This is a genomic window from Diaminobutyricimonas sp. LJ205 (assembly GCF_009755725.1).
In the GTDB taxonomy this organism is placed as follows: domain Bacteria; phylum Actinomycetota; class Actinomycetes; order Actinomycetales; family Microbacteriaceae; genus Ruicaihuangia.
Genome location: NZ_CP046619.1, coordinates 2,481,720 through 2,503,215, shown reverse-complemented (window position 1 = coordinate 2,503,215; position 21,496 = coordinate 2,481,720). Strand labels below are relative to the sequence as shown.

Here is a 21,496-nt window from a genome sequence, read left to right as displayed (position 1 = left end):
CCGCGCCTCACCCGTTTCAACGTTTCGCCGGTTACGGCAGGTACTGCTCGTACTCCGGAAGGGCACCGTCGAGCACCGGCACGTTCAGTGTGGTGGGCTCACTGTCGCCGTACTGCACGAAGAGGTGCAGGTCGCCACCGACCTCGCCGTCGATGTCCTCGAGGATGAAGCTCTCATCGGCGCCCAGGTCGACGTACTCGCCCTCAGGGACGGACACGGTGGTCGAGATCTCCGGGAAGTCCACGGAGGCGATCTTCACCTGAGCGTTCGAGTCGCCGTTGTTCATCAGGCGACCCACGAGGGCGACATCCGCGCCATCCTCACTCAAGGCAAGCAGGTTGCTGATCTGCACGTCGCCAACGGTCCCGTTGACCCCATCGCTCGCGCTGTACTCCACCGTCGTCGCCTGCGGAGTCACGTAGGAACATCCGCTCAGGCCCAAGGCGAACGCACCAGCAAGGGCTGCGGCCGAGATGAAGCGCTTCGTGACGGCACCGTGTGTCACTGTTGGGACCTCCAGAGCAATAGACGGGCAGAATCAACCCGGTTTGACATAAGCCTATCGAGCGCAGTCCCGCTGCGGCTTGTTAGGTAACCCTAACTGAGAGTTACCTGTGGTAGAATCTTTTGTCTGCGGAAGGATCAATCCTATGCTTTTTGAGGTCGGCGAGACTGTCGTCTATCCCCACCACGGTGCTGCGACCATCATTGAGGTCAAAACCCGAATGATCAAGGGCGAGGAGAAGAAATACCTCAAGCTCAACGTCACCCAAGGTGACCTGACTATTGAGGTGCCTGCCGAGAACGTCGACCTGGTCGGCGTCCGCGATGTCATCGGCAAGGAGGGCCTGGACCGCGTGTTCGAGGTGCTCCGTGCTCCCTTCACCGAGGAACCGACCAACTGGTCGCGCCGCTACAAGGCGAACCTCGAGAAGCTTGCGTCCGGTGATGTCATCAAGGTGTCTGAGGTCGTTCGCGACCTGTGGCGCCGCGATCAGGACCGCGGTTTGTCCGCGGGCGAGAAGCGGATGCTCGCCAAGGCCCGTCAGATTCTGATCTCCGAGCTCGCGCTCGCAGAGAAGACCGACGAGGAGAAGGCGTCAAGCGTTCTCGACGAGGTTCTCGCCTCCTAGCCCTGAGGCACAAGAACGAAACCCCTCCCCGTGAGGGGTTTCGTGCTTTAATCGTGCCGCCGAAATCCTCCGAGCGGAACGGATGCCCCCGCCGCAGTACCCTCGGAGCATGCCCGTTCAGCCTGCCGTCGCCGTCATCGTGGTCGCAGCAGGCAGCGGTACGCGCCTCGGCCGCCCGGAACCGAAGGCCTTCGTGCCGCTGGCCGGACGCACCATCCTCGCCCACGCGCTGGAGCGGGTGTTCGGTATGGCCGAGCCGGCTCAGGTGATCGTGGTGGCGCCGAGCTCGCACCTTGACGCCGCCCGTGAGGTGGCGGCATCCGTTGCCGGACCGGCGGCCGACCATGTCACCGTCATTGCCGGCGGGGCAAGCAGGCAGGAGTCCGTGAGCGCCGGGATCGCCGCACTGTTCGAGTCGGTGCGAACCGTGCTCGTCCACGACGCCGCCCGACCGCTGACACCCAGCGCGCAGTTCGACGCGATCGCCCGCCGGGTCACCGTCAGCGGAGACGGCGTGCTGCCGGCATTGCCGGTCAGCGACACCGTCAAACGGGTGGACGAGGATGCCGCGGTGCTGGAGACCGTCGACCGCTCCGAGCTGGTCGCGGTGCAGACCCCGCAAGGCTTCCCGCGCGCAGAACTGGTCGGCGCCTACGCGGCGGCCACCGAGGAGTACACCGATGACGGTGCGCTGTTCGCCGCGGCGGGTTACCGGGTGCTCACAGTGCCGGGCACCGCGGATGCCTTCAAGATCACCACCTCCTGGGACCTTCGCCGTGCCGAACAGGAACTCGGGACGATGACCGGTGCGCGCACCGGCATCGGCATCGACGTGCACGGCTTCGACGAGCACAGTCCACTGTGGCTCGGGGGTCTCCACTGGCCCGACGAACCTGGTCTGTCCGGGCACAGCGACGGGGATGCCGTGGCGCACGCGATCTGCGACGCACTGCTGAGCGCCGCCGGGCTGGGCGACATCGGCGGCCGGTTCGGCACCGCCGACCCGCGCTTCGAGAACGCCCGCGGCGACGTGTTCCTCGCCGAGACGGTCGCGCTGGTGACCGACGCCGGCTTCCGGATCGCGAACGTGGCGGTGCAGGTCATCGGCAATCGTCCCAAGATCGGGCCCCGCCGACGCGAGATCGAGGCCCACCTGACGGCGAAAGTCGGCGCTCCGGTGAGTGTCGCGGCGACCACCACCGACGGGCTCGGATTCACCGGACGGGGCGAGGGAATCACCGTCATCGCGTCGGCGCTGGTCGGTCGCCTGCCTTCCTGACATGCGTCCGGATAAACTTGCCCGGTGACGGTACGCCTGTACGACTCGAAATCGCAGTCTCTGAAAGACTTCGTTCCCCTCGTCGACGGCAAGGTCGGCATGTATGTCTGCGGCCCCACCGTGCAGTCGTCGCCGCATATCGGGCACCTGCGGTCCGCCCTGGTCTACGACCTGTGGCGGCGCTGGCTGAGCTACCGCGGCTTCGACGTGACGCTGGTGCGCAACGTCACTGACATCGACGACAAGATCCTGGTCAACGCGGTGGGCAGCAACGAGCCATGGTGGGCGCTCGCCTATCGCTACGAGCTCGAATTCACCGCCGGCTACCACCGGCTCGGCATCCTGCCGCCGACCTACGAACCGCGCGCAACCGCCAGCATCCAGCAGATGCAGCAGATCATCACCCGGCTGATCGAACGGGGACACGCCTACGTCGCCGACGACGCCACCGGCGACGTCTACTTCGACGTGCGCACCTGGCCCGACTACGGCGAGCTCACCCGGCAGAAGCCGGATGACATGTCGGCCTCCGCCGATGCTGAAACCCGCGGCAAGCGTGATGTGCGCGACTTCGCGCTCTGGAAGGGCCACAAGAGCGACGAGCCCGAGTCCGCTGCCTGGCCGTCGCCGTGGGGCGATGGCCGACCTGGCTGGCACATCGAGTGCTCGGCGATGAGCTCGCGCTACCTTGGCCCGGCGTTCGACATCCACGGCGGTGGCCTCGACCTGCGCTTCCCGCACCACGAGAACGAACTCGCGCAGTCCAGCGCCGCCGGTGACGCCTACGCCAGCTACTGGGTGCACAACGGACTCGTGAACATCAACGGGCAGAAGATGTCGAAGTCGCTCGGCAACTCGATCTACGCGGCCGAGTTCCTCGAGTTGGCGTCCCCGCTGGTGATCCGCTACTACCTGAGCGCCGCGCACTACCGATCCACGATCGACTACCACGACGGCTCCCTGAACGAGGCCGAGGCGGCGCTCGACCGCATCGAGGTGTTCCTCGTCCGCGCCGACCGCCGGCTGGCCGAAACCCGCTTCGCCACGCACGGCGTGACCGTGGTGCCGGACGCGTTCGCCTCGGCGATGGACGACGACCTCGCCATCCCGGAAGCCCTCGGCGTGCTGCACGACCGGGTGCGCGCCGGCAACGCCGCGCTTGATGACGAGGACCTGGCCACGGTGGCGAGCATCCGCGGAGAGGTCACCGCGATGACCGAGGTGCTCGGCATCAACCCGCTCAGCCCCGAGTGGCGGCATGACGCTGAGGAGCCGGCGCGGGTCGCGTTGGGCGCCCTGATCGACAACCTGCTGGCAGCGCGTGACCGCGCTCGGCAGGACAAGGATTTTGCAACCGCGGACCGGATCCGCAACGAACTGACCACCGCGGGGATCTCAATCGAGGACAGCCCCAACGGGTCACATTGGAGTATTGATGGCTAAGCCAGGGCGCCCCGGCGCGAGTAAGAAGACCAAGGGAGCTGCAGTCGGCTCTGGCGGCCAGGGCAGGCAGGCGCTCGAGGGGCGCGGCCCGACCCCGAAGGCGGAGGACCGTTCCTGGCACGTCGCGGGCAAGCGGAAGATCGCGCAGGAACGGCTGGCTGAGGCCCGTGCCCGGCACGGCAAGCCCGCGTCATCCGGTGGCACGCCGCGGCCGCGCCAGCAGAAGAAGAAGCCGGACGACCACGAAATGGTCACCGGACGGAACTCGGTGCTCGAGGCGCTGCGCGCCAAGATCCCGGCGACCACGCTGTACATGGCCACGCGTCTCGAGATGGACGACCGGGTCAAGGAGATCCTCTCGCTCGCGAACAAGCGCGGGATCGCGATCCTCGAAGTGATGCGACCCGAACTCGATCGGCTCACCCCGTTCGACTCGGTGCACCAGGGCCTTGCTCTCAAGGTGCCGCCGTATGAGTACGCGCATCCGATGGAGCTGCTGGACAAGGTGCTCAGCACCGGTGAGACGCCGCTGTTCGTGGCTCTCGACGGAGTCACCGACCCGAGGAATCTCGGCGCCATCATCCGATCGACTGCCGCGTTCGGCGGGCACGGTGTGATCGTGCCCCAGCGCCGTTCGGTCGGGCTGACCGCGTCCGCCTGGAAGACCTCGGCCGGCGCGGCCGCGCGCACCCCGGTCGCGATGGCGACCAACCTGACGCAGACGCTGAAGGCGCTCAAGGAACGCGGCGTGTTCGTGCTCGGCCTGGACGGCGGCGGGGATGTCTCGCTGCCCGGCCTGGCGCTGGCGAAGGAGCCCGTGGTGATCGTCGTCGGCAGCGAGGGCAAGGGACTGTCGCGTCTGGTCACCGAGACCTGCGACGCGGTGGTGTCGATTCCGATCAGCTCGGCGACCGAGTCGCTGAACGCCGGCATCGCGGCCTCCGTGACCCTGTACGAGATCGCCAGGGCCCGCGCGGTCTAGGCGAACTGCTCCCGGGCGGCGGCTGCCTCGGTCGCTGTCTCCGCGGCGGTCTCGGCGGCGGTCCCTACTGCCGCCTCGGCGGCGTCGAGGGCGCGTTCCAGGTCGATGACCAGGTCGTCGATGTGCTCGAGTCCGATCGACAGGCGCACGATGCCGCCGCCGGGCTTTGCCGCGGCGGCCACCGGGCGATGCGTCAGCGACGCCGGATGCTGCGCGAGCGAGTCCACTCCGCCGAGGGACACGGCGTGCGTGATCAACTGCAGCGCCTCGGTGAACGCGACCGCGGCGTCGAACCCGCCGGCCAGGTCGAGGGCGAGCATGGAGCCTGCCCCGGCCAGCTGCCGGCCGAGCAATCCGGCCGGGTCGCCGCCCGGTAGGCCGGGGTAGTGCACGTGCGCGATGGCCGGATGTCCGGTCAGCCGCTCGGCGACCTCCTGTGCGGACTGCTGCTGGGCACGCACCCGCAGCGGCAGGGTGCGGAGCCCGCGGTGCAGCAGGTAGGCGGCCAGCGGATGCATCAACCCACCGGTCAGCGCGCGGATGTGCCGCAGCTTGCGTGCCCAATCCTCGCTGGTGGCCATGACACCGCCGACCACGTCGCCGTGCCCGCCGAGGTACTTCGTCGCGGAGTGCAGCACCAGCGTCGCCCCGTGCTCGATCGGACGCTGCAGCACCGACGTTGCGAACGTGTTGTCGACGAGCACGGGAACCGACCCGGCCGCGTCCACAGCGGCGCGGATGTCGACCAGTTCAAGCGTCGGGTTCGCCGGCGATTCGAGGATGACGAGGCCGGTGTCCGGGCGGAGGGCCGCCGGGATGTCGGAGACCGCGGTCACCCAGCTGACGGTGGTGCCCAGCAGGCTGTTGTCGAGCACATGATCGGTGCCGCCGTAGAGCGGGCGCAGTGCGACGACATGCGGTTTGCCCTCTTGCACGGTGGCGATCAGGGTCGCGGCCAGCGCGGCCATTCCGCTGGCGTAGGCGACGGCGGCTTCGGCACCTTCCAGGTCGGCCAGCGCGGTCTCGAACCGGGCGACCCCCGGCTGCCAGAGCCGCTGGTAGACGGCGGAGTGGCCAGGCAGCAGCGAGCCACCGGTGGCGAGGTTCTCGTAGGAGTCCCCGCCGACCTCGACGCCGGGCAGCGGGTTTGTGGAGGACAGGTCGATCGGCGGCACGTGCCCGCCGCTTTCGGCGATGCCGTCCAAGCCGGCGTGCACAGCACGCGTCTCGAAGCGCGAATCAGGAGCCAACATGCGGCTAGCGCAGCAGAACCGCCGGCTCTATGCAAGAGTGTGCGCAGGTCATGCGACGAGGCATCCGATTCTCGAAGAAGATGCGATTCCAGCAGGGCTGGCGGCATCCGAATCGAAGAACGTGGAGGCAGCATGGACGAGGTTGATCGCGCGCTCCTTCGGGCCCTGACCGCGAACGCCCGTGTGTCGGGAGCAACGCTCGCACAGGCCGCCGGGGTGTCGGAGTCGACGGTGTCGATGCGGCTGCGGCGCCTGCATGCCGACGGAATCGTGCTGGGCTACCGCACCGAAGTGAATCTCGACGCGCTCGGGGTCACCGTGCAGGCGCTGATCGCGGTGCGGCTGGTGTCGATCGTCCGCGAGGATGTGGAGTCGTTCCGCGATGAGGCGCCGCGCTGGCCGGGAGTGCTCGGTCTGTTCCAACTCGGTGGCGCCGACGACTTTCTGCTGCACGTCGTGGCCAGGGGAGCCACCGAGCTGCGCGATTTCGTGCTCGAGCATCTGGCCGAGCATCCGGCCGTCGCGCACACCGAGACCAACCTGGTCTTCGAGCACGTGCCCGGGCAGGGCCTCGCCCACCTGCTGGCCTGATCCCGCGCAGTTCGCTGGTTGGGTAGCGATCGGTTGCGGATACTCCCTTAGTCGCGCGACTCGCGCTGCCGCGCCCGGTCGAGCCCGTCAAGCACGATGTCGAGGCCGAACTCGAACTCGAACTGGTCGTCGCACCAGCCGAGGGTCGACTCGGGGTCGGTGTGCGCGACGACCGCGAGCATGCTCGCGAGGTGCGGCACGTGTTCGGCCAGCTGCGCGAGGTCGTCGCCACCGGCGTTGTTGTCATCGCCGAGTTCCTGCGTGAACCCGAACATGCGGCTGCCGAGGGCATGCATGGCGTGGTGGATGAGATCGTACGAGAATCCGCCTGAGTGCAGGGTGCCGACGACCGAGTCGATGTAGCGCGCCTGGGTGAATCCGATGTTTGCGCGGGTGTCGAGCACGGACGGGATCCACGGATGCCGCAGCATGACCGTGCGTGCGCCCAGGATGCGTTCGCGGAGGGCGGCCTTCCAGGAGCCGTCCGCTGCGGGCACCGTGAACCCGCCGACCTCCTGCTCGATCTCACCGAAGATGAGATCGACGACCCCGTCGAGGATCGCCTCCTTGTTGGCCACGTGGTAGTACAGCGACATCGCTTCGACGCCGAGCTGCTCGGCGATCCTGCGGATGGTGAGGGCCGAGATGCCGCTGGCATCGGCGAGGTCGACAGCGGTCTGCAGGACGCGCTCACGGGTGAGCGGATTCCGGCGCGCGGCGGGCTGCTCGTCCGGCTGTGGAACCGGCTCGGTGCCCCGCGCGGCGATCGACGACATCGCTGCCTCCTTCGCCTCAACGGTACAAGGCGGCTCACGCCGCCGAACTGATAGTCGAAATTTTTCGTGAACCTATCGACAACTCCACGATACCGCGCTAACTTACATCGTAAGACTTACAACGTAAGGCAAGGAGACGTAGTCATGGAAACCCAACAAAAGCCGGGAACGCGGATGCGTGCTGCCGTGGCCTACCGTTTCGGCGGACCCGAGGCCGTCCGTGTCGAGCAGCGACCGACGCCGACGCCGAAGGCCGACGAGCTGCTCGTGCGCGTGCACGCCAGCACCGTGAGCATCGCCGACTACCGCATGCGCAGTCGCGACCTGCCCGAGGGCCTCGGGTTCCTGGTGCCGATCTCGCTCGGGTTCTTCCGTCCGCGTAAGCCTGTCCTCGGCATGGATCTCGCTGGCGTTGTGGTTGCCGTTGGTGACAAGGTCACCGGCTTCGCCCCCGGTGACGAGATCATCGCGATGCCGGGCGGGATGTTCGGCGCCCACGCCGAGTACGCCCGGGTGCCACAGTCCAAGGCGATCGCGCGCAAACCCGCCAGCCTCGACATGCAGGAGTCCGTCGCGCTCGTGTTCGGCGGGCATACTGCGCTCGCGTTCCTTGAGCGGGCGGGGGTCGGCCCCGGCGACGAGGTGCTCGTCAATGGAGCGTCGGGGGCCGTCGGCACCGCCGCAGTGCAGCTTGCGAAGCAGCGCGGTGCGCGGGTCACCGCTGTGTGCGGCACCCGAAACGTCGACCTTGTCCGCTCGCTCGGCGCAGACCGCGTCATCGACTACACGGCTGAGGACTTCACCAAGAACGGTGAAACCTACGACGCCATCCTCGACTGCGTCGGCAATGCGCCGTTCGACCGGGTTGCCGACTCGATCAAGCCCGGCGGTGCGCTGCTGCTGGTTGTCACGAGCCTGCGCAGTATGGTGCGGGCGTCGCGGGACAGTCGCCGCAGCGGCAAGCTCGTGACAATCTCGGGCACGCCCGTCTCGCAGGACCAGTTCTCCGAACTGTCCCGGCTCGCCGACGCGGGTGCGTTGCGACCGGTGACCGACCGCACCTACGACCTGGACGACGTCGTCGAGGCGCACCGCTACGTGGACACGGGGCACAAGACGGGCAGCGTCGTTCTGCGAATCGCCTAGCGAGCGCCTAATGCGCGTGCCGCCGGCGCCCGACGAACGACAAACGGATGCCGCGAGCTGAAGCCCGCGGCATCCGTCATGCGTCGCCTTCAGAACGCGGGGTCAGCCGCGCACCTTCACGTCAACCCACACCAGCCGGTGGTCGCTCGACGGGAACGGGAACTCGCCCGTGAGCGCCGAGAGCGGGTCCGCCTGCACCGGCCAGAACACGCCGGCGTCGCGCACGCTGAGGTCCTTCGACGGCAGTACGTAGTCGGCGCGCAGGTTGCCGGGGGCCGGGTTGTCATTGAAGTCGGCCGTGTCAAACGCCGGGTCGGCCCGGTGCGCGAGGTTCGCGCCGCCCTGCAGCGCGGATGCCTCGACCGCTCCGTCGGAGGCCGGCAGCGGGTCGGTGATGCGCGGGTGGTCGAGCAGCTGGTCGATCGCCTGGTCTACCGAGTCGCCGTCGAGCGGGTCGGCATTCTGGTCGCCCAGGATCACGAACGACTCGCCCGGCTTGAGGCCGCCAGTGGCGCCCGCATCGTCATAGACGTAGCGCGAGGCCTTGCCAGGCGTGACGTAGTCGGCCCAGAACCGGATCTCATCGTGATTGCGCTTGCCGTTGCGGTCTTCGGCGCCGTCGAACGTGGGCGGTGTCGGGTGGGAGACGAGCGCATGCACGGTGCGCCCGTTCACGTCGATCGGCACGTCCCAGTGCGACTTGCTCGAGAGGCGGACCACGTCGAGCTCCTCGGCCGAGTACCAGTCGGCTGGCGCCGCTGTGTTCGGGGCATCCGGAAGCAGCGCACCGGGCATGTCCTTCCAGAGGAAGTTCTGGAACGTGCGGACCTCATCGGTCAGGATCGGGTACTTCGAGAGCACGGCCATGCCGTACTGTCCCTCGAACGCGCCGAAGCCGAAGGCGTCGTCGCCGTATCCGGGAGCGCCCGGCGTGGTGACCGTCGCGCCGTCGTTGTTGAGGTCGAAGCCGCTCGCGACGCCGGTGTTCGACGGCGCCACGTAGGCGTAGGGATACACGACCGGGTCGGCGCCGCCCTGAGACAGCTCGAGGTAGTTCTCGCGGAACAGGTCGGCAGCGACGCCACCCTCGACGAAGTCGAACTCGTTCAGCAGCACGATGTCGGGGTTCGTCCGCTGGATGATCTCGGCGACCGTCTTCGCCTGGGCATTCGTGGTGGTGCTCAGGTCGGTGACGAGCTGTCCCTCGACGTAGCGGTTGAGCGACAGGTTGTAGGTCGCGACCCGCAGGTCGGTGGTGCCGGCGCCCGCGGGCGGGGCCGCGACGGCGGCACCCGCACCGAGGGTCGCGGCGGCGAGCACACCGACCGCAGTGGCGGTCAGTGCGGTGGTGACGCGGTGTTTCGTGGACATGCGCTCTCCTTCGTACGCTGACAGATTCCCCCTCAAAGTAGGGGCATCAGGTAGCCAACGGAAGAACCTCAGGTGAGCGGATGTCGCTAGACCCGGTCGCGCCAGTCGCCCTGCACTGGGATCGGCAGGGTGATCGCCCCGGTTGCCGGGGCGATCACGGTCGCCTCGTCGCGGCGATGCCGGAGCACCTCGTCGATGTAGCTGGACAGCGCCTCGGCCAGCGGCACATCGCGGCCCTCGTTCTGCGACATGAACCAGCGGTGGTCGAGCAGCTGGTGGAACAGCTCCGCCGGCTCCAGCTTGCCCTTGAGATCGCGGGGAATGGCGCGGATGACCGGTTCGAACACACTCGTGGCCCAGTCATGCGCGGCCTGTTCCTCGTCCAGCTTCTTGCCCTGCGTGGCGACGTAGGCATCCAGGTCGTTCAGCAGGCGGCGGGCCTGGTTCTCCTGGGCATCCAAACCGGTGAGCCGCAGCAGCCGGCGGGAGTGGTGGCCGGCGTCGACCACCTTGGGCTGGATGCGCACCTTCGAGCCGGTCTCGTCGGTCTTGATCGCGAGTTCTTCGATGTCGAAGCCCAGGTCGTTGAGCCGCTCCACGCGCTGCGCGATCCGCCAGCGTTCCGACGCGTCGAACTGCTCGGAGCCGGTCAGCTCCTGCCAGAGATCGCGGTACTTCTGCACGATGCCGCTGCTGATCTCGATGGCGTCGAGCTCCAGGTCGAGCCGGCCGCCGGCCTGCAGGTCGAGCAGTTCGCCGGCGATGTTGACGCGTGCGATCTCGAGGTCGTTCTCGCGCTGCCCATTCGAGAGCCGGTCGTAGAGCTTGCCGGTCTCTGCGTCGACGAGGTAGGCGGCAAAGGCGCCGGCGTCGCGCCGGAACAGGGTGTTCGACAGCGACACGTCGCCCCAGAAGAAGCCGACGATGTGCAGGCGCACGAGCAGCACCGCGAGCGCGTCGACCAGGCGGGCGGCGGTGTCTGGCCGCAGGGTCTGCGAGTACAGCGCCCGGTAGGGCAGTGAGAACTTCAGGTGGCGAGTGACCAGCACCGAGTCGAGCGGGTTGCCCGCGTCATCGGTGCGGTTGGTGATCACCGCGAGCGGAACCACGCAGGGGATGTCGATCTTCTGCAGCGTGCGCAGCAGCTCGTACTCGCGACCGGCCATCTCGGCGGTCGTCTCCTTGATCGCGATCACGTGGCCGCCGAAGTGCACGAAGCGCACCAGGTGCCGGGAGATTCCCTTCGGCAGGGCGGCGATGGTGTCTTCGGGCCAGACGTCCAGCGGAAGGTTCCACGGGAGGTCGAGCAGCGCCGGGTCGGTGACCGCGGAGGTGATGGAAAGGGATGCCGTCATATCGAGAAAAACCGCTGGTCGAGTGTGCCGAGACCGGGTCTCGGCGCGCTCGACCAGCGGGAGGAGTTGATTCGGATCCCTAGGCTGCGACGACGGCCCGGTTGAGCCGCTCGCCCGTCTCGAGGTCGAATGCGTGGATGTGCTTCGGCTCGGGGGTGATGAAGACCCTCTCACCGGCGTTCGGGTGGTTGCGGCCGTCGACCCGGGCGACGATGTCGACGCGCTGGCCGTCGACCTCGGTGTGGCCGTAGAGGTAGCCGTCGGCGCCGAGTTCCTCGACGACATCCACCTCAACCGGAAGGCCCTCGCCGTCCTGCCTGACGATGACGTCCTCGGGGCGCACGCCGATGGTGACGCTCTTGCCGGTCACACTCGCGAAGGTGTCCCGCTCGACCGGAGCGACCGCGGTGCCGAACTGCAGCCCGCCATCGACCACGTCGGCGTGGAACAGGTTCATCGCGGGGGAGCCGATGAAGCCGGCAACGAAGACGTTCTCGGGCTTCTCGTACAGGTCGCGCGGGGTGCCCACCTGCTGCAGCACGCCGTCCTTGAGGACCGCGATCCGGTCGCCCATGGTGAGCGCCTCGGTCTGGTCGTGGGTGACGTACACGGTGGTGACGCCGAGCCGGCGCTGCAGGCTCGCGATCTGGGTGCGAGTCTGCACGCGCAGCTTCGCATCCAGGTTCGACAGCGGCTCATCCATGAGGAACACCTGCGGCTGGCGGACGATCGCGCGGCCCATCGCGACACGCTGACGCTGACCACCGGAGAGGGCCTTCGGCTTGCGGTCGAGGTACGGCTCCAGGTCGAGCAGCTTCGCCGCCTCGAGCACGCGGGTGGCGCGCTCTTCCTTGCCGACGCCGGCGATCTTGAGCGCGAAGCCCATGTTCTCGGCGACGGTCATGTGCGGGTACAGCGCGTAGTTCTGGAAAACCATCGCAATGTCGCGGTCCTTCGGCGGGATGTCGGTGACGTTGCGGTCGCCGATGAAGATGTTGCCGTCGTTGACCTCTTCGAGGCCGGCGAGCATGCGCAGGGTGGTCGACTTGCCGCAGCCCGACGGGCCGACGAGAACGAGGAATTCGCCGTCCTCGATGTCGAGTTCGATTGCGTCGACTGCGGGGCGAGTGGATCCCGGGTAGAGCCGGGTTGCCTTGTCGAACGTGACAGTTGCCATGGTTTTCTCCTTCACCGGCAGGTACGTGCCGGACGATCCGTAGTGAATGGATGCACCCATGTGGGTGACTGCGCTCATTATGGCATTGGTTTGGAGAGAGGCGAGCGATCGTTATGCTGTTCCCGCGTTCGTCTGGGAACTCCCAGACAGGGCTCTTACGCTGTTTCAGGCCTGTCCCGAGGGCATTCGTCATCTTTATCGGGCCAGCCGTAGGCAGAATCGAGTGAGGTTTTTCAGTGACGGATACCGGTCCCGGCGACGATCGCCTGACCACGAGCGAGCGCCGCGAAGTGGCTCGCGAGAAGGCCAAGGAACTGCGCCTTGCGCAGAAGAAGCTGGACCGCAGGAACCGCTGGCTGCTCCAGGGCGGGCTGGCGGTCGTCGCGGTCGCGATCATCGCCACCGTCACACTGATCATCGTGAACTCGGTGCGCCCCGCAGCGCCCGGTCCGCGGAACATGCTGAGCGATGGCATCAAAATCGGCCAGAACTTTGAGGCCGTGCAGACCGTCGGCCTCGCAGCGGACAAGAGCCCGGTGCCCTCGACGAAGAACACCGACGATGTCATCGACATCCGCCTGTACATCGACTACAACTGCAAGTTCTGCGCTGAGTTCGAAGCCGAGAACAATGAGCAGATCGCCGCATGGATCTCCGAAGGCGCCGCGACTGTCGAAATCCACCCGATCTCCCTGCTCGATGGCGAGTCCGCCGCGACGCAGTACTCAACTCGTGCTGCCAACGCGGCCGCCTGCGTGGCCAATTACTCGCCGAACTCGTTCTTCGATGTGAACGCGGCACTGTTCGCCGAACAGCCCGGCGAGGGCGAGCCCGGACTGAATGACGCCGCGCTGTTCGATGTCATTCGCGGCGCCGACGTCAGCAACGCGAACGCCATTGAGAAGTGCATCCACGACCAGCAGTTCCGGCCCTGGGTCAAGGATGCGACCGCTCGTGCCCTGAATGGTCCGATCCCGGACAGCGAAGTCGACAAGGTGCGCGGCGCTCCAACGATCCTCGTGAACGGCGCCAAGTACAACTACAGCCGCCCGTTCGAGGCCCAGGAGTTTGGACAGGTCGTGTCGCAAGCGGCTGGCAGCGTGTTCAACAAGAAGTCCACCGAGACGCCGGCTCCAGTACCAACCCCCTGACGCCATTAGGATTGGTTTTCATCCGCCTCTTTAGCTCAGTTGGCCAGAGCACCGCTCTTGTAAAGCGGGGGTCGTCGGTTCGAATCCGACAAGGGGCTCCACTCTTTGTCTCCGGTGGGTGGCGATCGTCGCCGCGTCGCGCACTAACGTGAGGGCATGGTTGTCGAGAGAAGGTCGCCACTCGGTCGGCTGCGCCGGATGTCCATGGCGATCGGGGATCCAGACGAGCGTGCGACTACGCCGCGCCGACGGACGGCGTAACGTAAGCGCGTGACATCCGCAGCCTCCGCCAAGCCGGCAGTTTCCCGGCCGAGACCGAACCGAGCACGATCCGTCGGCGCAACCCTGCTGGCGATGGTATTCGGCGCGATGCTCGCCGGCCAGGCGCGCGTCAATGGTGCGCTCGGCGAGCAACTCGGCGACGGTTACCTCGCAGCGCTGTTGTCATTCGTGGTGTCGGTGCTGTGCACGCTCGCGGTTCTGCCGTTCTGGCGCCCCGGGCAGGCCGGGATCCGCGCGCTGATACGTGCTGTCGGCGCACGCCAGATACCCTGGTGGCACCTGGCCGGTGGTGCCGCCGGCGCGCTGTTCGTGGTTGCGCAGTCTCTAACCGCCGCCGTGCTCGGCGTGGCCATGTTCACCGTGGCTTCGGTCAGCGGGCAGACCATCGGCGGCCTGGTCATCGACCGCACCGGCTTCGGCAGCATGCCGCCTACGCGGCTCACCTGGCCCCGGCTGACCGGCTCGGCGCTGGCGTTGGTGGCCGTGGTCGTCGCCGTATCTCCGCAACTGCAGGGCGATATCCCGTTCTGGATGCTGGCGCTGCCGCTGGTCGCCGGATTCGGGGCGGGCTTCCAGCAGGCCGCCAACGGGGAGGTGCGTGAGGCCAGCGGATCCGCGCACACCGCAGGGTTGGTCAGCGGGGTGGTCGGCACCGCGGTGCTCGCCGTGGTCGTCGCCGGCGGCCTTGTCATCACCGGGCCGCCCCCCGCGCTGCCGTCCGACTGGTGGCTGTACACCGGCGGCCTGCTCGGTGCACTGTTCATCGCGGGTGGCGCGCTCGTGGTGCGGTTCACCGGCGTGCTGCTGCTCGGGCTTGGGATGATCGCCGGTCAGCTGCTGGCGTCTCTGGTGCTCGATATCCTGCTTCCGACGACCGATGAACCGGTTCACCCGGTCACGGTCCTCGGCACAGTGCTGACCTTGATCGCCGTGGTGGTTGCCGCGATCCCCGCCAGAGCACGGAGGTGATGAGCAAGATGTCTGAGTATGTGATCAGCGCCGATGGCACGCGCATCGCGTTCGACCGTCAGGGTTCCGGGCCGCCGGTGATCCTGGTGGACGGGGCCTTCCAATTCCGTGCATTCGATCCGACGACCGCCGAACTTCAGCAGCTGTTGGCCGAGCGCGGGTTCGCAGTCGTCCGCTACGACCGGCGTGGCCGCGGCGAGAGCCCCGCTCACGCGCCCATCACGCTCGCGCAGACGATCGAAGATTTGCGGGCCATCGTCGATGAGCTCACCGATGGCGCCGACGACGCGGTCGCCTTGTTCGGCAATTCCTCCGGCGGAGCAATCGCCCTCGCCGCGGCCGCGGTTGGCCTGCCGGTCTCGAAGCTGGTGCTGTTCGAGGTGCCGCTCGATGACGAACTCGGCACCGACGGCGCGGAATTCCTTGACGGGCTCCGCGAACGGATCGCCGTGGGCGACGGTAGCGCGACCGTCGAGTACTTCATGAGCGACTTTCCTCCCGAGTGGGTCGAGGGTGCGAAGCACAGCGACGCCTGGGCGGTGATGACCGGCCTGGCGCCGAGCCTCGAACCCGACTCCGAGTCGCTCGCCTGGACTCAGTCCGCCGCGCGTTCTGCCCTGTGGGCGGGCATCGCCGCCCCAACCCTCGTGCTCGTCGGCAGTGAGACGCTCGACGTGATGCGTCCGGCCGCCGACTCGCTCGTCGCGAACCTGCCGCATGCCGAGCTTCGCGAGGTCGCGGCATCCGACCACCGGTGGGAGCCGCGCGAGATGGCGATCACGGTCGCGGAGTTCCTCGTCGGTTAGAGCGCGGAGTCGTTAGAGCGCGGAGATGAACTCTTCGGGGTCGATGCCGCGGCGCGGAACGTTGCCTGGCTCCGGCATGCCGCCGACGTAGAGCCAGCCGAGCAGTTCCTCGTTCTCGGCCAGGTGGTGCATCTTGCGCACCTGCTTGCTGCGGGTGTGCCCGCCGGTGCGCCAGATCACGCCCCAGCCAGCGTCGTCGAGCAGCAGGCTGAGCAGGTGACCGACACCCGCGGCGGTGGCATCCTGTTCCCAGTGCGGCACCTTGTGGCTGGGCTTCCGGCACGCCACGATCGCGATCAGCAGCGGCGCGCGCAGCGGTTTCGCGGCCAGCTTCTCGGCGGCGGAGCCCTCCAGCCCGGCGGCCGCGGCAAGGGCGACCCCGAGGCGTTCCCGGGCATCCCCCCGCAACTCGATCAGCCGCCACGGTCGCAACGAGCCGTGGTCGGCGACGGATGCCGCCGCCTGAACCAGCGGCAGCAACTCGTCGTGGGTGGGGGCGGCGTCGGTGACCTTCGGCCACGAGCGGCGCCGCTCGACGGCGGAGCGAAGCGTCACGCTTCGTCGGCCGCCTTGAAGTTCAGCGACAACGAGTTCATGCAGTAGCGGTCGCCGGTGGGCGTGCCGAAGCCGTCCGGGAAGACGTGTCCCAGGTGCGAGCCGCAATTGGCACAGCGCACCTCGGTGCGCTGCATACCCAGCGTGTTGTCCTCGATCAGCTCAACCGCGGCGGGGTTGATCGATTCGTAGAAGCTCGGCCAGCCGCATCCGGAGTCGAATTTGGTGCCGCTCTTGAACAGTTCCGCGTTGCAGGCGGCACAGGTGTACAGGCCGGCGCGCTCCTCGTCGAGCAGTTCGCCGGTCCAGGCGCGCTCGGTACCAGCCTTGCGGAGAACCGCGTACCGGTCAGCGCCGAGCTCCTCGCGCCATTCCTCTTCGGTCTTCGTCACTTTGTAAGTCATCGTGGTGCTCCTTCGTGGGTCCAGTGACATTAAACGCGGGAAGGCCTGAGATGTTCCCGGCGAGCCCTGCGACCGCATTGGTATCGTAGGCAATCCTCAAGGTAACGGGAGTCGTGTTACGTGATCCGCACCGCAATCGCCGTCGCGGCGCTGGCGACCCTCGGAGCGAACCCGGTCGCCCAGGCCGGCTGCACGATTGAGGACGCGAGCCTCGACTGGGGATTCAAGGAGTCGTTCCGCGCGTACATCAGCGGCAGCATCGCGAACGGTGAGTGGACCGTCGCGGATGGCGCCACTTATACGACTCCGCTGTTCAGTTGGAGCGGCGGCAGCGGTGCGCTGCCTGACGGTTCCGGCGAGGTGTCGTTCGGCGGCTCAGTACAGTTCACCGGGCATGACGGCATCCTCGACACCACCGTTGCGAACCCGACCGTGCGCATCGTGGACAGCGAGTCGGCAATGCTGCTGCTGGATGTCTCCGGCACCACCCAGCAGGGAGAGCGGGTGGATGCCTCGCAGGTCGAGTTCGCCGAACTGGAATTGCCGGAGGCGACCGTCGCGGCAGGTCGGACGACGTTCGTGGATGTGCCAGCGGTGCTCACGACATCCGGTGCCGAGGCGTTCGGCACGTACGAGGCGGGAACCGAGCTCGACCCGCTCACCCTCAGCTACGTAGCCCCCGCCGATTGTGAACTCGCCGCCCCCGGGCTGCCTGCCTGGGCGCTGTGGGCGATGGGCGGAGCCGCGGTCGTCGGTGTCGGCGTCGGAGTGGTGCTGACCAGACGCGCTCGCCGCAGCGCCGACTGACCTATTGGCCGGGGGCGTAGATGGCCCTGGCGAGCGCGTCGAGCACGTCGGGCAGGCGCGGACCGAAGCTGAGGATGTCGCCGTCGTCCATGTCGACGAACCGGCGACGCTCGCCGGCGGCAGTCAGGCCGATCGCCGGCTTCTCGGCCAGCAGCGCGTCGATGCCGCCCGCGCTTTCGAGGCCGCTGCTCATCACCAGAATCAAATCCGGGTTGGCCGCGATCAGGGCCTCGTCGGTCATCGGCTTCATGCCGTCCCACCCGTTCTCGCCGGCGATGTCGCGGGCGCCGAGGGAATTGATCAGCACGTCCGCGCCGGATTCCGCGCCGAACAGGTAGTAGATGCCCGCGCTGCCACGCAGGTACAGGAACAGCACCCGCACCTGATCGTCCGGATCGGTGGGCGCGATCTCGGCGATCTCGGCGATCTTCTGCTCGGTGCGCTCGAGCAGGTGCGCGGCGAGCAGCTCCCCGGTATGGGCAGCGCCGAAGGCGGCCCCGACCTGACGGGCGAGCTCGCCGACACCGGCGATGCTCGGTTCACGGTCGACGAAGACCACCGGGATCCCGGCGTCGCGCAGCTGCAGCACCACGTCGATCGGCCCGATGGTGCCGTCGGTGATCACCAGGGTGGGCCGCAGGGACAGCACCGCCTCCGCATTGATGCTGTGCCCGCTGGAGGTGACCACGGGCAAGTCCTCCGCTGCGGGGAAGGTCGTCGAGACATCCCGACCGACCAGCGAATCAGCGAACCCGAGCCCGGCGATGGTCGCCGCGATCGAGCCGGCGATGTCGAGTCCGAGCACGCGGTCGGTGCTCGTCACGCTGACGGGCTGATCGCCGCTGCGGTCGTGCGATGTCACCGTGGTGGGGAGCTGCTGTTGGGGGGACTCGGTGATCGGCTCGATGTCGTCCTGCTGAAGGAGGGCCGTCGAAGGGCCTTCGAATGAGCGCGGGTCATCGAGGATGTCGAGGTCGGCGAGCGGTGCCGTCGACACGGCGGTCGGTGCCGGGTCCGGGGTGGTGCCCTGCGCGCCGGTGCACGCGGTGAGTGCTGCCAGTGCCACCGTGGCGGCCGCCACCGCGAATGCGGGACGCTTTCGCATGGCAACTCGCTTCCGTGAATGAGACTGTCAATTCTATCGATGCCGAGCGACAGGCCAGCTGGATGCGTCGGGCTCCCAGCGGCCCCGGCCTAGTATTGCGTTCGATTGCGAAGGGATACGACGTGGCGGCTGGGGCAGAGCAAGCGGATGATCCGCACGCACTGACGCCCCGCGACATCCGAATCCTCGAGTTCGAAGGCCAGTGGTGGCGGCATGCCGGCGCCAAGGAAGCGGCAATCCGAGAGGAATTCAACCTGTCGGCTGCCCGGTACTATCAAGTGCTGAACGCGCTGATCGATTCACCGGCGGCACTCGAGTACGACCCCATGCTTGTCAAGAGACTGCATCGGGTTCGTGAGGCCAGGACGCGTGCCCGTGCCGCGCGATCGTTCACCACCGACCTGCAGCGCTAGGATCATGCCCACCTTCCCCAAAGACCAGTTCGACGACCTGCCCGACGACCTCTACCGAGTCGGCGCTCATCGTGCTGCACGCCGCAAGGGCCGCGGCTGGATCACGTTCGCCTGGGCGGCACTCGCCGTGGTCGTGCTCACCGGGCTCGGCCTGTTCGCGCTGTCCCGGGTCAGCGACTCGTTGCGCATCGAACTGCCCGGTCTGCCCGGCGAAGCGCAGCCGCCGGCGGCGACCGAGCCCGAACCGGGGTCCACCGCCGAGCCGGTCACCGATCCGAGCACGCTTGACTCGTCGATCACCATCACGGTGTTGAACGGCACGACCCGGAGCGGGCTCGCGAACTCCGTCGGCGACGACCTGGAGGATGACGGCTGGCCGATCGGCAGCCGCACCAACACCGCCGAACCCGACGTTGAGACGAGCACCGTCTACTACTCGGTTCCCGAGAATGAGGGCGTCGCTCGCGGCGTTGCGCTCGCGCTCGGCATCGAGGACGTGGTGCTCTCGGACGCGTTCCCAGGTGCCGCCCTCACGGTAGTGATCGGGGCCGATTACGAGCCCGATGCAGGCTGAGAAACCGACGTCATGTTTCGCTGGCGTTTGATTTCTGTTGAATCGTGATGACTTTGTGTCACCAACAGAAGAAAGACTCTCTACTTTTCGTCGCGTTCCCGCTACTATCTGGGATTGGTCGCCCATCTAAGCCCGGGGGATGACAGGGATTCCCGCAGAGTCGCAATTGTCCTGGCCTAGGTGATGCAGGAAACTGCGCTCGGCCCGGCGCTGGCAAGCACGCTCGCGCTGTATGGACACAGCAGGGAGTAACACATGGCGAATGGGACCGTGAAGTGGTTCAACGCTGAAAAGGGCTACGGTTTCATCACCGTCGATGAGGGGGGACAGGACGTCTTCGTCCACTACTCCGCCATCGACATGAGTGGCTACAAGGTTCTTGAGGAAGGTCAGCAGGTCGTCTTCGAGGTCGGTACCGGAAACAAGGGCCCTCAGGCCGAGTCGGTCCGCCTGGCTTAGCCGGACGACACGCGCACGATGCACTAACGCCGTCCGGGCAGCCGGGCGGCGTTAGTCTTTCGTCGTGCGTACTGGGGGGAAGATGCGGCTGCGCGCCGCAATAGTGCTGGCGTCCGGCGTAGCCGTGATGATTGCAGGCTGCACGAGCGGGGACGCGATGCCCGCCGGGCCTGATGCGCAGCCGGTCTGGCAGTCCAGCTACGAGACCCCGGCGCCCACCGTGCTCGCGCCGCTCACTGGCCGGACCGTGGAACCGGATGCCCTCGACCACCCCTCGATCGCGGCGAAGATCGACAACCATCCGGCCGCCCGCCCCCAGTTCGGGCTGGAAGCCACCGACATCGTCTTCGAGGAGCTCGTCGAGGGCGGGATGACCCGCTACGTCGCCGTGTGGCATTCGACTGTGCCGGAAACCTTCGGTCCGGTGCGTTCGATCCGCCCGATGGACCCCGACATCATTTCGCCGCTCGGTGGCGTCGTCGCCTATTCCGGCGGCCAGGAGCGGTTCATCGCGATGATGCGGGATGCCCCGGTCTACAACGCCATCCACGGGCAGTCCGACACCGCCGACACCTTCTTCCGGTCCAAGGCCAAACCCTCCCCGCACAACGTGCATGTGAAGGCGAAGGAGGTCGTCGGGCAGCACAAAGACCTGGCGGCACCGGCGCAGCATTTCGCGTTCTCGCTGGATGTACCGTCATCCACGGCCGCCAAGGATGGCGCCCCCACCGCCCGGGTCGACCTTCGCTTCGGAGACTCCGCGACGCCGGCCTGGACCTGGGATGCCGCAGCGGGGACGTGGGCCCGGTTCATGACCGGCGGCGCCATCGACACCGACCAGAGCGGCGCTCAGCTGAAGGCCACGAACCTGGTCATCGTGCGCGTTCCGGTCACTGTGAGCCAGGACATCCCGAAGACCGAACTGATCGGCAGCGGCGAAGCTTGGGTGGCAACCGGCGGTGGCGTCGTGCATGCCACCTGGAGCAAGGCCAGCGCCACCGACACGATCCACCTGGTCGACGACAACGGGGTCACCGTGCGACTCGCGCCGGGCAACACCTGGGTCGAGCTGGTTCCCGACCGCGGATCCGTGGAGTTCGGCGCCCCGTAGCCCGCGTCAGGCCTCGGGAATCTCCCGCGTGCACGTCGACGGGCGCCCCTGCACCGCATGCGACTGCGGCCATGTTCTTGGCAGTGCCGAGAAGAACTGGAAGGACTTCTCGGCACGGTCCCAACTCAGCGCCGAGGACCTCGGTCCGAAGGTCGGGCTGCACTCGGAACTTGTCGCCGAAGCGTTCGCCTGCCCAAGCTGCGGGGCCCTGCTCGCGACGGATGTGCGGTGGAACAGAGACGAGGTGCTGCACGACCTCGAGCTGGACTTCACCGTCGCAGACCTGGTCTGACCGGCAGCCGCGGTCTGGCCTTCCGGTAGGTGAAGGCTCCGTGAGCCACGTCCCTGCGTGAG

Annotated in this window: 24 protein-coding genes and 1 tRNA gene; 16 read left to right on the top strand and 9 right to left on the bottom strand. The window is 67.5% G+C overall.

What is annotated here, in order from left to right; all coding sequences use genetic code 11:
* Positions 1–31 precede the first annotated feature (31 nt).
* Positions 32–505 carry a hypothetical protein gene (locus tag GO591_RS12175; RefSeq protein ID WP_157157062.1) on the bottom strand — a complete coding sequence of 158 codons (474 nt, stop codon included), beginning with the start codon at positions 503–505 and terminating at the stop codon, positions 32–34.
* A 145-nt stretch (positions 506–650) separates the two neighbouring features.
* Between GO591_RS12175 and GO591_RS12170 the strand changes: the two genes are divergently transcribed.
* The 4 genes from GO591_RS12170 (at position 651) to rlmB (ending at position 4,837) form a co-directional block, all read left to right on the top strand.
* A complete protein-coding gene (locus GO591_RS12170; RefSeq protein WP_157157061.1) occupies positions 651–1,133 on the top strand; it encodes a CarD family transcriptional regulator in 483 nt (160 codons plus the stop codon).
* 109 nt (positions 1,134–1,242) lie between these two features.
* Positions 1,243–2,412 carry a 2-C-methyl-D-erythritol 4-phosphate cytidylyltransferase gene (gene ispD, locus GO591_RS12165; protein WP_232466171.1) on the top strand — a complete coding sequence of 390 codons (1,170 nt, stop codon included), beginning with the start codon at positions 1,243–1,245 and terminating at the stop codon, positions 2,410–2,412.
* A 24-nt stretch (positions 2,413–2,436) separates the two neighbouring features.
* Positions 2,437–3,855, top strand: coding sequence for a cysteine--tRNA ligase (cysS, locus tag GO591_RS12160; RefSeq protein ID WP_157157059.1), 1,419 nt, complete (start codon positions 2,437–2,439; stop codon positions 3,853–3,855).
* The gene (rlmB, locus tag GO591_RS12155; RefSeq protein ID WP_157157058.1) at positions 3,848–4,837 is read left to right on the top strand and encodes a 23S rRNA (guanosine(2251)-2'-O)-methyltransferase RlmB; all 990 of its coding nucleotides are present in this window, start codon (positions 3,848–3,850) and stop codon (positions 4,835–4,837) included. Before cysS ends, rlmB begins: the two co-directional genes overlap by 8 nt.
* On the opposite strand, the gene GO591_RS12150 is transcribed toward rlmB, so the two are convergent.
* Entirely contained in the window at positions 4,834–6,090 is a 1,257-nt protein-coding gene (locus GO591_RS12150) for a trans-sulfuration enzyme family protein (protein WP_157157057.1), read from the bottom strand. The genes rlmB and GO591_RS12150 overlap by 4 nt on opposite strands.
* A 132-nt stretch (positions 6,091–6,222) precedes the next feature.
* On the opposite strand from GO591_RS12150, the gene GO591_RS12145 reads away from it, so the two are divergent.
* On the top strand, positions 6,223–6,681 hold the full coding sequence (locus GO591_RS12145; RefSeq protein ID WP_157157056.1) for an Lrp/AsnC family transcriptional regulator: 459 nt from the start codon (positions 6,223–6,225) through the stop codon (positions 6,679–6,681).
* 47 nt (positions 6,682–6,728) lie between these two features.
* Here the strand turns inward: GO591_RS12145 and GO591_RS12140 are convergent, their stop codons facing one another.
* The gene (locus tag GO591_RS12140; RefSeq protein WP_157157055.1) at positions 6,729–7,457 is read right to left on the bottom strand and encodes a TetR/AcrR family transcriptional regulator; all 729 of its coding nucleotides are present in this window, start codon (positions 7,455–7,457) and stop codon (positions 6,729–6,731) included.
* 144 nt (positions 7,458–7,601) lie between these two features.
* On the opposite strand from GO591_RS12140, the gene GO591_RS12135 reads away from it, so the two are divergent.
* Entirely contained in the window at positions 7,602–8,603 is a 1,002-nt protein-coding gene (locus tag GO591_RS12135) for an NAD(P)-dependent alcohol dehydrogenase (RefSeq protein ID WP_157157054.1), read from the top strand.
* A gap of 102 nt (positions 8,604–8,705) precedes the next feature.
* Here the strand turns inward: GO591_RS12135 and GO591_RS12130 are convergent, their stop codons facing one another.
* The 3 genes from GO591_RS12130 to GO591_RS12120 form a co-directional block, all read right to left on the bottom strand.
* The gene (locus tag GO591_RS12130) at positions 8,706–9,974 is read right to left on the bottom strand and encodes an endonuclease/exonuclease/phosphatase family protein (RefSeq protein WP_157157053.1); all 1,269 of its coding nucleotides are present in this window, start codon (positions 9,972–9,974) and stop codon (positions 8,706–8,708) included.
* Positions 9,975–10,060: 86 nt separating this feature from the next.
* Entirely contained in the window at positions 10,061–11,329 is a 1,269-nt protein-coding gene (locus GO591_RS12125) for a DUF4032 domain-containing protein (RefSeq protein WP_157157052.1), read from the bottom strand.
* A gap of 79 nt (positions 11,330–11,408) precedes the next feature.
* A complete protein-coding gene (locus GO591_RS12120; protein ID WP_157157051.1) occupies positions 11,409–12,506 on the bottom strand; it encodes an ABC transporter ATP-binding protein in 1,098 nt (365 codons plus the stop codon).
* A gap of 236 nt (positions 12,507–12,742) precedes the next feature.
* Between GO591_RS12120 and GO591_RS12115 the strand changes: the two genes are divergently transcribed.
* The 4 genes from GO591_RS12115 (at position 12,743) to GO591_RS12100 (ending at position 15,714) form a co-directional block, all read left to right on the top strand.
* On the top strand, positions 12,743–13,657 hold the full coding sequence (locus GO591_RS12115) for a DsbA family protein (RefSeq protein ID WP_157157050.1): 915 nt from the start codon (positions 12,743–12,745) through the stop codon (positions 13,655–13,657).
* Between the two features lie 24 nt (positions 13,658–13,681).
* Positions 13,682–13,758, top strand: a tRNA-Thr gene (locus GO591_RS12110).
* A 169-nt stretch (positions 13,759–13,927) separates the two neighbouring features.
* Entirely contained in the window at positions 13,928–14,908 is a 981-nt protein-coding gene (locus tag GO591_RS12105; protein WP_232466170.1) for a DMT family transporter, read from the top strand.
* Entirely contained in the window at positions 14,908–15,714 is an 807-nt protein-coding gene (locus GO591_RS12100) for an alpha/beta fold hydrolase (RefSeq protein ID WP_198295469.1), read from the top strand. The genes GO591_RS12105 and GO591_RS12100 overlap by 1 nt, the downstream gene beginning before the upstream one ends.
* Positions 15,715–15,726: 12 nt before the next feature.
* Here the strand turns inward: GO591_RS12100 and GO591_RS12095 are convergent, their stop codons facing one another.
* Positions 15,727–16,269 (bottom strand): nitroreductase family protein, encoded by a 543-nt coding sequence (locus tag GO591_RS12095; RefSeq protein ID WP_157157048.1) that lies wholly within the window; start codon positions 16,267–16,269, stop codon positions 15,727–15,729.
* On the bottom strand, positions 16,266–16,673 hold the full coding sequence (gene msrB / locus GO591_RS12090) for a peptide-methionine (R)-S-oxide reductase MsrB (RefSeq protein ID WP_157157047.1): 408 nt from the start codon (positions 16,671–16,673) through the stop codon (positions 16,266–16,268). The genes GO591_RS12095 and msrB overlap by 4 nt, the downstream gene beginning before the upstream one ends.
* 120 nt (positions 16,674–16,793) lie before the next feature.
* Here msrB and GO591_RS12085 point away from each other — a divergent pair, with 120 nt between their 5' ends.
* On the top strand, positions 16,794–17,480 hold the full coding sequence (locus GO591_RS12085; protein ID WP_157157046.1) for an HtaA domain-containing protein: 687 nt from the start codon (positions 16,794–16,796) through the stop codon (positions 17,478–17,480).
* A gap of 1 nt (position 17,481) precedes the next feature.
* On the opposite strand, the gene GO591_RS12080 is transcribed toward GO591_RS12085, so the two are convergent.
* Complete coding sequence (locus GO591_RS12080) at positions 17,482–18,585, bottom strand: heme/hemin ABC transporter substrate-binding protein (RefSeq protein ID WP_157157045.1); 1,104 nt, start codon at positions 18,583–18,585, stop codon at positions 17,482–17,484.
* Between the two features lie 122 nt (positions 18,586–18,707).
* Here GO591_RS12080 and GO591_RS12075 point away from each other — a divergent pair, with 122 nt between their 5' ends.
* From GO591_RS12075 to GO591_RS12055, 5 genes are all read left to right on the top strand, one after another.
* Positions 18,708–18,998, top strand: a complete 291-nt coding sequence (locus GO591_RS12075) for a DUF3263 domain-containing protein (protein ID WP_232466169.1) — start codon at positions 18,708–18,710, stop codon at positions 18,996–18,998.
* Positions 18,999–19,002: 4 nt separating this feature from the next.
* The gene (locus tag GO591_RS12070; protein ID WP_157157044.1) at positions 19,003–19,572 is read left to right on the top strand and encodes a LytR C-terminal domain-containing protein; all 570 of its coding nucleotides are present in this window, start codon (positions 19,003–19,005) and stop codon (positions 19,570–19,572) included.
* A gap of 255 nt (positions 19,573–19,827) precedes the next feature.
* The gene (locus GO591_RS12065) at positions 19,828–20,031 is read left to right on the top strand and encodes a cold-shock protein (protein WP_157157043.1); all 204 of its coding nucleotides are present in this window, start codon (positions 19,828–19,830) and stop codon (positions 20,029–20,031) included.
* A 64-nt stretch (positions 20,032–20,095) separates the two neighbouring features.
* A complete protein-coding gene (locus GO591_RS12060; RefSeq protein ID WP_157157042.1) occupies positions 20,096–21,142 on the top strand; it encodes a DUF3048 domain-containing protein in 1,047 nt (348 codons plus the stop codon).
* Between the two features lie 28 nt (positions 21,143–21,170).
* Complete coding sequence (locus GO591_RS12055) at positions 21,171–21,434, top strand: acetone carboxylase subunit gamma (RefSeq protein WP_157157041.1); 264 nt, start codon at positions 21,171–21,173, stop codon at positions 21,432–21,434.
* The last annotated feature ends 62 nt before the right edge of the window (positions 21,435–21,496 follow it).